The 10,331-nt window shown below is 27.0% G+C and carries 5 protein-coding genes; all 5 read right to left on the bottom strand.

What is annotated here, in order from left to right; all coding sequences use genetic code 11:
* Positions 1 to 586, bottom strand: a 586-nt coding sequence (locus B2W91_RS18835) for a condensation domain-containing protein (protein WP_291583730.1), incomplete at its 3' end; no start/stop codon positions are given.
* 40 nt (positions 587 to 626) lie between these two features.
* On the bottom strand, positions 627 to 953 hold the full coding sequence (locus tag B2W91_RS18830) for an AMP-binding enzyme (protein ID WP_291583728.1): 327 nt from the start codon (positions 951 to 953) through the stop codon (positions 627 to 629).
* Positions 954 to 979: 26 nt separating this feature from the next.
* Complete coding sequence (locus B2W91_RS18825; RefSeq protein ID WP_422653280.1) at positions 980 to 6,595, bottom strand: amino acid adenylation domain-containing protein; 5,616 nt, start codon at positions 6,593 to 6,595, stop codon at positions 980 to 982.
* A gap of 92 nt (positions 6,596 to 6,687) precedes the next feature.
* A complete protein-coding gene (locus B2W91_RS18820; protein WP_291583723.1) occupies positions 6,688 to 9,759 on the bottom strand; it encodes a cyclic peptide export ABC transporter in 3,072 nt (1,023 codons plus the stop codon).
* A gap of 68 nt (positions 9,760 to 9,827) precedes the next feature.
* On the bottom strand, positions 9,828 to 10,331 hold a 504-nt coding region (locus tag B2W91_RS18815; RefSeq protein ID WP_291583721.1), incomplete at its 5' end, for a condensation domain-containing protein.

The following is a 10,331-nucleotide window of genomic DNA, read 5'->3' as shown; positions in this document are numbered from 1 at the left end:
CACCATAAACTTCGCTAAAGTCATTTATCAATATACTCATAGATACACCGTCAGATATTATGTGGTGTACATCTATTAATAAGTAATCTTTCCCCTTATTTTCAACAAGTTCTACTCTAAATAATAAAGCTTTCTCTAAATCAAAAGGTCTTACAAAGTCATTTATTATATCTTCTATATTTCCGCTTTCACTTCTATAAACCAAATTAAATTCATAATATTTTTGTAATCTTTGTATTATTTGACCATCTAAAGTTTCAAAATAAGTTCTTAATATATCATGTCTTTCTATTAGTTTTCTAAAGTTCTCTTCTATCTTATTCTTGTCAACTTTACCTTCTAATTCAAAAACTGCTGGCATGTTATAAGCTGTGCTATCCTTATCAAATTGTTGAAGCATATACATTCTCTTTTGTGCTGAAGATGCTTCATAGTATTCTTTTTCTTCTACTTTTTCTATCTTTGAATAAGGATTTTCTTCTGCATTTTCAATATACTTACTTAGTTCTTTTATTGTTGGTAGCTTAAATAGCTCCTTTAATGGTATTTCTTTATTCAATGTCTTATGAATTTTAGACATAAGAATTGTAGCTTTTAAAGAGTGTCCTCCTAGATCAAAGAAATTATCATTTATACCTATTTCTAGGAGTTTCTAACACTTCACTCCATATTTTCGATAAATTTTCTTCTAACTTATTCCTTGGCGCTTCATATTCAGTTAAATTTGCATCTAAGTTTGGCTCTGGAAGTGCTCTTCTATCAAGCTTTCCATTAGATGTTAGCGGCATCTTTTCTAATTGTACAAAATAAGCTGGAACCATATATTCTGGCAATGTTTCTTTTAAGTAACTCTTTAGGTTTAACTCTTCAAGATTTTTTTTACTTACAACATATGCACATATATATTTCTCACTATCTTTGTTTTCCTTAACTAAAACTGCTGCTTCTTTAATATTTTCATGTTGTAGTAATCTACTTTCTATCTCACCANNCCTCTTATTTTAACTTGATTATCTATTCTTCCTAGAAACTCTATGTTTCCATCTGGTAACCACCTAGCTAAGTCTCCTGTTTTATACATCTTTGTTCCTGATTCAAATGGATTGTCTACAAATTTTTCAGCTGTTAATTCTGGTCTATTCAAATAACCTCTAGCTAATACATCTCCACCTATACAAATTTGGCCGGCTACACCTATAGGTAAAAGTTTATTATTGATATCTAATATATAAATTTTAGTATTATCTATGGGTTTTCCTATTAACACTGAATTTCTATACTTATTTCTATAGTTATACTTATGAACAATGCATCCTACTGTAGCTTCAGTTGGACCATATTCATTTATTATTTCTATTTTATTTTCAAACAATCCACTGATTTGTTTGGTTAATTTTTCTGTTAAATTTTCTCCACCTACAATAAGTCTTTTAATTGATTTATTTACAGTTTTTATTTCTTTTAATAAGCTCAAATGTGCTGGTGTTAATTTAATTACAGACTGATTTTCTCCACTAAATACTGCTTCTGTAAGACTATCAAGTTCTGTTTCATTGTATATAATAATGGAATTTCCACTAATCAATGACGTAAAAACAGATGTTATTGTTAAATCAAAAGACACAGAAGTATACAATGGCATATATAATTCTTTTTCAATAAAATAATTATTCTTTGCATATTCAACATAATTATTTAATGTTCTATGTTCAATCATTACTCCCTTAGGTTTTCCTGTTGTACCTGAAGTATAAATTACATAAGCTAAATCGCTTGAGTTGTTTATTTTCTGTAGATTAGTTGAATCATTTGTAAATAACTCTTCATTAAACAAATCAATAACTTCATCGTCAAATTCCATAGTTTCCAATAAAATATTTTTACTTAATAGAATCTTACTTTCACTATCCTTTAGCATATATTCTATTCTTTCCTTTGGATAATTTGGATCTATAGGTAGATAGGCTCCTCCAGCTTTTAAAATTCCCATTATTCCTATTATCATCTCAAGAGATCTTTCTACCATTATTCCTACTATAGAATCAGTTCTAATACCTTTATTTCTCAATATTCTTGCAAGTTGATTTGATTTTTGATTTAATTCTTTATAAGTTAATTTTTTGTCTTTAAACACTACTGCAATATTATCTGGTGTTTTTTCTACTTGAGCTTCAAATAATTCATGTATTGTTTTATCCTTTGGATAGTCTACCTTTGTATCATTGAAGTCATTTAGTATTTGATGCCTTTCCATTTCTGATAATAATTCAATTTCACATATTTTTGTTTCAGTATTGTTTATTATATGGTCTAGTACTTTAATATAATGATTGCTCAACCTTTCTATAGTAGCTTTACTAAAGAGTTTTGAACAATATTCTATAGTAAATTTCAATTCGTTGTCTTTTTCTAATGCATTTAAAGTTAAATCGAATTTAGATATTTTATTCTTATTATTATATCGCTTTAACAAGATATCACCTAGTTTAACATCACTTTCAGTTACTGTATCTATTATATTAAACATCACATCAAATAATGGATTTCTACTGGTATCTCTTCTTATATTTAATTTCTCTACTAACTCTTCAAACTGATAACTTTGATTTTCATAAGCATTTAAAGAATTTTCTTTTATCTCTTTTAAAAACTCTAAATACTTCTTATCTCCTTCTGGCTTATTTCTTAAAGCTAGTGTATTTACAAACATCCCTATTGTATTTTGAATATCTGCATATGGTCTTCCTGATATCGGCATCCCTATTACTATATCATCTTGTCCACTATATTTAGATAAGAGTATATTAAAAGCTGATAATAACACCATATGCATTGTTGCTCCCGTTTCTCTTGAGAGTTTTCTTAGAGCCTTTGTGGTTATCTCATCTATTTTAAAGCTTACACTATCTCCTTCAAAGCTTTGTATAGGCGGCCTTTCATAATCAGTAGGCATATTTAATGCTGGTATTTCATCACTGAATTTATTAATCCAGTATTCTTCTTGCTTTCTCATTTCCTCTGATTTCAAGAAATTATTTTGCCATGCTGCAAAATCTTTATATTGAAGTTTTAATGGTTCCAAAGTCTTTCCATTATAAACTTCGGTGAACTCCTTTATTAATATACTCATAGATAAACCATCAGATATTATATGGTGCATATCTATTAAAAAATAAGTCTTTTCTTTATTTTCTATAAGCTCTACCCTAAATAATGGTGCCTTACCTAAATCAAATGATCTAACAAAACTCTTTATTATGTCTTCTATATTTCCACTTTCACTTCTATAGACCAGATTAAATTCATAATGTTTTTGTAATCTTTGTATTATTCCGCCATCTAAAGTTTCAAAATAAGCTCTTAATATATCATGTCTTTCTATTAGTTTTCTAAAGGTCTCTTCTATCTTATTCTTGCTAACTTTTCCTTCTAATTTAAAAACTGCAGGCATATTATAAGCTGTGCTATCCCTATCAAATTGCTGAAGCATGTACATTCTCTTTTGAGCTGAAGATGCTTCATAATATTCTTTTTCACCTACTCTATCAATCTTTGAATAAAGATTTTCTTCTGCACTTTCAATATGCTTACTTAGTTCTTTTATTGTTGGTGATTTAAATAACTCTTTTAATGGAACTTCTTTGCTTAATTCCTTATGAATCTTAGATATAAGCATTGTAGCTTTTAAAGAGTGTCCTCCTAGATCAAAGAAATTATCATTTATCCCAACCTTTTCAACGCCTAATATTTCACCCCATATTTTTACTAAATTTTCTTCTAACCTATTCCTTGGTGCTTCATATTCAGTTAAATTTGCATCTAAGTTTGGTGCTGGAAGTGCCCTTCTGTCAAGCTTTCCATTAGCTGTTAGCGGCATCTTTTCTAATTGTACAAAATAAGTTGGAATCATATAGTTTGGCAATGTTTCTTTTAAATAACCTTTTAGATTTAACTCCTGAAGCTTTTTATCACTTATAATATATGCATATATATTTTTTTCCTTTTCTTTATTTTCCTTTACTAATACCGCTACTTCTTTAATGTTTTTATGTTGTAATAATCTACTTTCTATCTCACCAATTTCAATTCTAAATCCTCTTATCTTAAATTGGTTATCTATTCTTCCTAGGAACTCTATATTTCCATCAGATAACCATCTAGCTAAATCCCCTGTTTTGTACATTTTCTTACCATCTTCAAATGGATTATCTATAAACTTTTCAGTTGTTAATTCTGGTCTGTTTAGATATCCTCTTGATAGCCCATCACCACTTATACAAAGTTCTCCTGGTATTCCTATTGGTTGAAGGTTATTATTTCTATCATTTATAATGTATACTTTTGTATTGTCTATTGGACTTCCTATAATATTTCTTTTGATACTTTTTTCACATTTGGTTGATAATACATCTATTGTTGTTTCAGTTGGTCCATAATGATTAAATAACTTATATCCATAATCAATCAACCTATTTTTTAATGATTCCCCTAAAGTATCTCCTCCAACAATAATAGTATTTAGATTATCTATTTTATTACTGCTTTCAAGTAACTTTGCTGCTATTGCTGGAACAGAATTCATAATATTAATATTATTTTCTTTTATATATCTTATTAATTTATTATTTTGCAATATTACTTCTTTTTTGGGTATATACAAAGAAGCTCCTGTAATTAATGCTGCAAAAATCTGTTCTACACTTGGATCAAATATATATTCTGTTAAATTTATAATTTTGTGTTTTAAATTTATATTGTATTTATTGATAAACCAGTTTAAAACATTGATTACATTTCTATGTTCAATTAATGTTCCTTTCGGATCGCCTGTTGTTCCTGAAGTGTATATAACATATGCTAAATCATTTGAATTATTTATTTTTTCTAGATTACTAAAATCTCCATTAAATAAATCATCATTAAATAAATCTATAACTTCACCATCAAACTCTATATTACTTACTAAGTTTTTTGCACTTAATAAAGTTTTGCTTTTACTATCAGCTAACATATATTTTACTCTTTCATTCGGATAGTTTGGATCTATCGGTAAATATGCTCCTCCAGCTTTTAGAATTGCTATTATTCCTATTATCATCTCAAGAGATTTTTCTATCATTATTCCCACTATAGAATCAGCCTCAACACCCTTATTTCTTAATACTCTTGCAAGACTATTTGCTTTTTCATTTAACTCCCTATAAGTTAGCTTCTTATTTTCAAATACTACTGCAATATTATCTGGTGTTTTCTCTACTTGTTCTTCAAATAATTCTTGTATTGTTTTATCTTTAGGATAATATGACTTTGTATCATTAAATTCATGTATTATTTGGCTTTTTTCCTTTTCTGATAATAGATCAACTTCTGATATTTTAATATTTGGTTTATTTAGTAACCTGTCTATAATTCTTTCTAAATAACTGCCTAAATTATTTACTATATTTTCGTCAACTGATGCACTGTTAAGTTTAAATTTAAATTCAAGTTCATGGAAAGTTAGTACTTCTAGCGCTATATTATAATTTGTTTTTTCTATTATAGAGAAATCTTCTATTGACAATATATTGTCTTTATTTAAATTTAAATCTAATGGATAATTTTCTATAGTAACTATTGAATTAAAAATATCTTCATTTGATTTTAATCCACAGTATTCCTTTATATCGACTAAAGGTGTATTCTCAAAATCTTTTCTTTTATTGAGTGCTGAATCAACATCATAAATTAGATCTATAAATGTAGTACTATTCTCTACTTTTACTCTTAAAGGAATAGTATTTATAAATAAACCTACCATGTTATCTATTGAGTTAATATTTTCTGCTCTTCCAGATACTGTTGTACCAAATAGAACTTCATTAGAATTATTAAGTTTTTGAATTAATACTCCCCAAGTACCATATAATATTGATGATAATAAAATTTTATTTTCTTTAGCAAAATCCTTGATTTTATTTGTTTTAGCATTATCTATCTTATATAAAACTTCTTTATATATACCCTTCTCTTTAGCACTAAAGAAGTCATCCCTACCCTCTAAATTATTTAAGTAATTTGTCCAATAATTTTTTTGCTCATCTTTATCAAGACTATTTGTATATTTAATAAACTCGCTAAACTTTTCCTTATTAACTCTTTTAAGCTCTTGGCTCTTATATAAACAAGTGTATGCCTCCATTAATTCTTTTAAAATTATTCCGTTACTCCAGCCATCCCATAGAATATGATGATTACTTATAATCATTTCATACTTATAGTCTTGTAATTTGCATAAGTAAACTCTTAAAGTCTCCCTTGTTATATCTATTCTATTGCTTAAATCTTTTAGTTTAATATCTTCTATTGCTTTATGCTTATCTGATTCATTGGCAAAATCTATATATTTAATTAATACTTTATGTCTTTTAAGAACTATTTGCACTGGCTTATCTATACTTCTCCATCTAAACACCGTTCTTAGCATTTCATTATTTTCTATTACAAAATCCCAAGATTTTTGTAATAGTTCTATTTTTACATCCCCTGAAATAGCTAAACTTAATTGTTCATGATACTCTGTGCTATGTTCATCACTGATATAATGAAATAACATTCCTTGCTGCATACTAGTTAATAACATAAAATTCTCTACATTGTTCTTATCTAATTTACTTTCTAACCTCATAAAATTCACCCCACTTTAACCTATAAGTTATTAATTTTACCTAAATCCATTTTTATAATCTTATCAGCACAATTAAAATAATGTTCGTCATGGGTTATTGCTATAATACATTTACCTCTTTCTTTAAGTTCTGGTAAAAGAGTATTATAGAAAATTTTTCTAAACTCTGGATCTTGATCTGCTGCCCATTCATCAAAAAGATAAATAGACTTATCTTCTAAATAAGTGACTAGTAATGCAAGCCTTTTCTTTTGCCCTGTCGACAATTTAGTTGTGCTAAATTTCCCATCTTCTATTTGAACTTTATTATCAAGCTGTAATATTTTTAAATATTTATTTATTTCTTCTTTATTTTGATAGTCTATTCCATAAAGCTTATCAAATAAATAAAAGTCTGCAAAAACTGTGGAATAACTTTCATTTAATAACTTTTCAGTAGCTTTATTATCATTTATAGTTATATATCCTTTAGAGGGCGAATATAATCCAGTTAATAGTTTAGCCAGTGTTGATTTACCACTTCCATTTCCACCTGTAATAAACACTATCTCACCGGATTTAAACTCATAATTAATAGGTCCTACTTTAAAATTATTTTCATTATTTTTATCATACTCATATTCTACTTCATTTAATTTTAAGCTAATATTTTTATCTGACAATACTTGTATATTACTATCATCTTTATAATCATGTATTTCATCTAATAAGCCATTGATTCTTTTTGATGCTATTCTCACTTCAATTACTTCAGGTATAGTATTTAATATCCCATGAACTGGACCTGTCATGTAAAGTAATATAAATACGTAACTTGTTATGCTATTTACTTCTAGATTTTTTAAAATTAAAGGGAAAATAAATACTACTGATCCAATAGCTAGAGTAAATAAAAGTTCCCCTATTACAAACATATTGGCAAATGCCAAAGCTGATTGACCTCTTTTAACTCTAAATTTATCGCAGCTTTTTCCCATATCTGCTTCAAATTCATTTTTTCTTTTTCCATTAAGACTTAGCTCTTTAAAACCACCTATTAAGTCATTAATAAATTTAAAAAATACATTTTGAAGATCTCTTGCCTCTTCTCCAATTTTATTTGCATATCTACCAACTAAATAGTATATACTTGCAATAAACAATATTATTATTACTGAGAATAACAAAGCATATTTATTTATAAAGCCTAAGTATATGAAGCAAAAAATAAGCGTAATAGCACTTGTTACTCCACCAATTAAAACATTTACAAACCTACTTATAGTTTCTGTATCATTATTTAAAGTAGTTTCTATTCTTCCTTTCTCAATTGCCTCAAATTTCTTATAGTTTGTTCTTAATATGCATCTTACAATTTCCATTCGTTTTGAATATACTATGTCATTTGTTACTTCTATTAACTTTTCTCTCATAATCTTTTGACCATAAACATAAAAAATTATCCCTAGCACAAAATATATTAACAATTTAATTCTCATATCATTACTACTATTTATAGCCATATTAATAGTGAAGATTATAAGAGCATTTCCAAATCCACTAACACAACTTAACACTGATAGCATTAATAGAGATTTATCATCTTTATTTTTATAAAAACTTGTTAATAAAGAAAATATATATACTAACCAAATACTTATATAGAGTAGATAAATAGCAACTTGTACACTTTTAGGAAGCCATACAAATACAAAGTTCCATGATACTCCCATATATAAAATGTATGGAATTAAATATATACAATAGCTAACTCCAATTATAAAAACAAATGAAATAACAACTTTTAAAATGCTTTTTATTCCCTTTATTTTTAAGATTCTTTCTCTTTTAAATATCTGTATTATTGTTTTAATCATAAAATATAAAGTACTTGTAATAAGTAAAATCCCAATACATATAATTGCAATAGCAATATTATCTGCACTTTTATTTAAGTCTTTTATATCTTTGCTATAATCTTTACTTTGTAACATTTCATTAATGCCTTGCGTAATATCTGCTATATACTGAGAGTTTATGTTACCAAGTACCGCAATTCCTACTTTGTCTTCTGGTCTAAATGTTATAAAAGAAGAATAGTTAGGATTATTTCCACCATGAGAAATTTCTCCTCCATATTTTTGATAAACAAACCACCCACTACCATAAGATGATCCATCTCCTAAAGGTGGAATTCTACGATTGGGCTTATGTGACTCTTCAATTAGTTCCTTATTAAATTGGAAATTATCAAAGGTGCCTATTTGAATTTTGAGCCATTTTGCCATATCTTCCGCATTAGATATAATATATCCAGCTGGTTTATTACCTCTATAAATAGGTGCATCATATAGGCGAGGACTCAAAAATCCAATTTTATATCCTTTAGACATATCCTTTTCCATACTGTTACTTTTGCCCATATAGGTATTATTTAATTCCATTGGTTTTAAAATATTTTCTTCAATATATTTTTCATATGTTATACCTGATACTTTTTCAATTATTAATCCTAAAACATCATAATTCATTGTTGCATATTGAAAGTCTTTACCTGGCTCACTATCTAGTTCTATATCAATTAGAGTCTTAACTGTTTCCTCAAGAGCATTATCATCATTAGAAGCTGGTATTTTATCTATAGTTCTAAATGGTATTCCGCTTGTTTGATATAATAAATGTTCTATGGTTATTGGAGCTTCACTCCCTTTATATTTCATCTTAAGCCAAGGAATATATTTAGTAACTTCATCCTCAAGTTTAATCAGTCCATTCTTTTCCAACTTCAGAATTCCTAGAGCAGTAAAAGCTTTACTATTAGATCCAATCTCAAATAATGTCCTACCATTAACTAATTTTTTTGTTTCTATATTGGAGTATCCGAAGCCTTTTTGATAAATAGTTTCATCGTCTTTAACTATAACAACAGACATTCCTGGTATTTTACCTTTATTCATCTCTTTCTCTATAAACTCTTCTATTTTAAGTTTATCATCTTCTGATAGCTTGCTTATTTCATAACTATCAGAAGATAAAGAGTAGCTTTTAAAAGGTACTAAAATTATAGTAAGAAAAATACTAAATGCAACTAATAATTTATTTACTTTTTTCATATACTATTTACTCCTTATATCAATTCAATTATATTTTTTTAAATAATCTATATTTATAGAGTTCTATTTTAATTAAAGAGAGAATCCAAATCTTCTTGTGAAATTTCTGCAGCATCAAAATCTGATGGAGTAAACTCTTTAAAATCTTTATTAACACAATGATTTAAAATTAGTTTCAATGTATCTATATAACTTTCAATAAATCTTTCAATTGTTTCATCTTTGAATTTGTTACTACTATAAGTAACTTTTATCTTTAATTCTCTATTTACTACCATAGCATCTATATCCATTAATGCTGTTAATAAATTATTTTTATCACTATATAACCCAAATTCAATATTTGATAGATTTAGTTTTTCTTTATCTATTATGTTGTTAAAGTCTCCAAGGTAATTAAATCTTATATATTTAGTTCTTTGTTCTTTAATTTCCTTATTTAACAAATTAAAAATGCCATAATTGAATCCTTTGTTAGGTATATTTCTAAACTGTTCTTTTAAAGATTTAATATTACCCTCTATATCTTCATGCTCTACCTTGAAGTATGCTGGATACATACTTGTAAACCA

The organism is Clostridium sp. UBA6640 (assembly GCF_002455975.1).
Lineage (GTDB): Bacteria > Bacillota > Clostridia > Clostridiales > Clostridiaceae > Clostridium_J.
The sequence above is the reverse complement of the archived record's forward strand: the minus strand, read 5'-3'. Positions and strand labels throughout refer to the sequence as shown.

What these genes read in the sequence shown, in the direction of transcription:
- B2W91_RS18820 (WP_291583723.1), bottom strand. Translation starts at nt 9,759, where the DNA reads ATGAAAAAAGTAAATAAATTATTAGTTGCATTTAGTATTTTTCTTACT.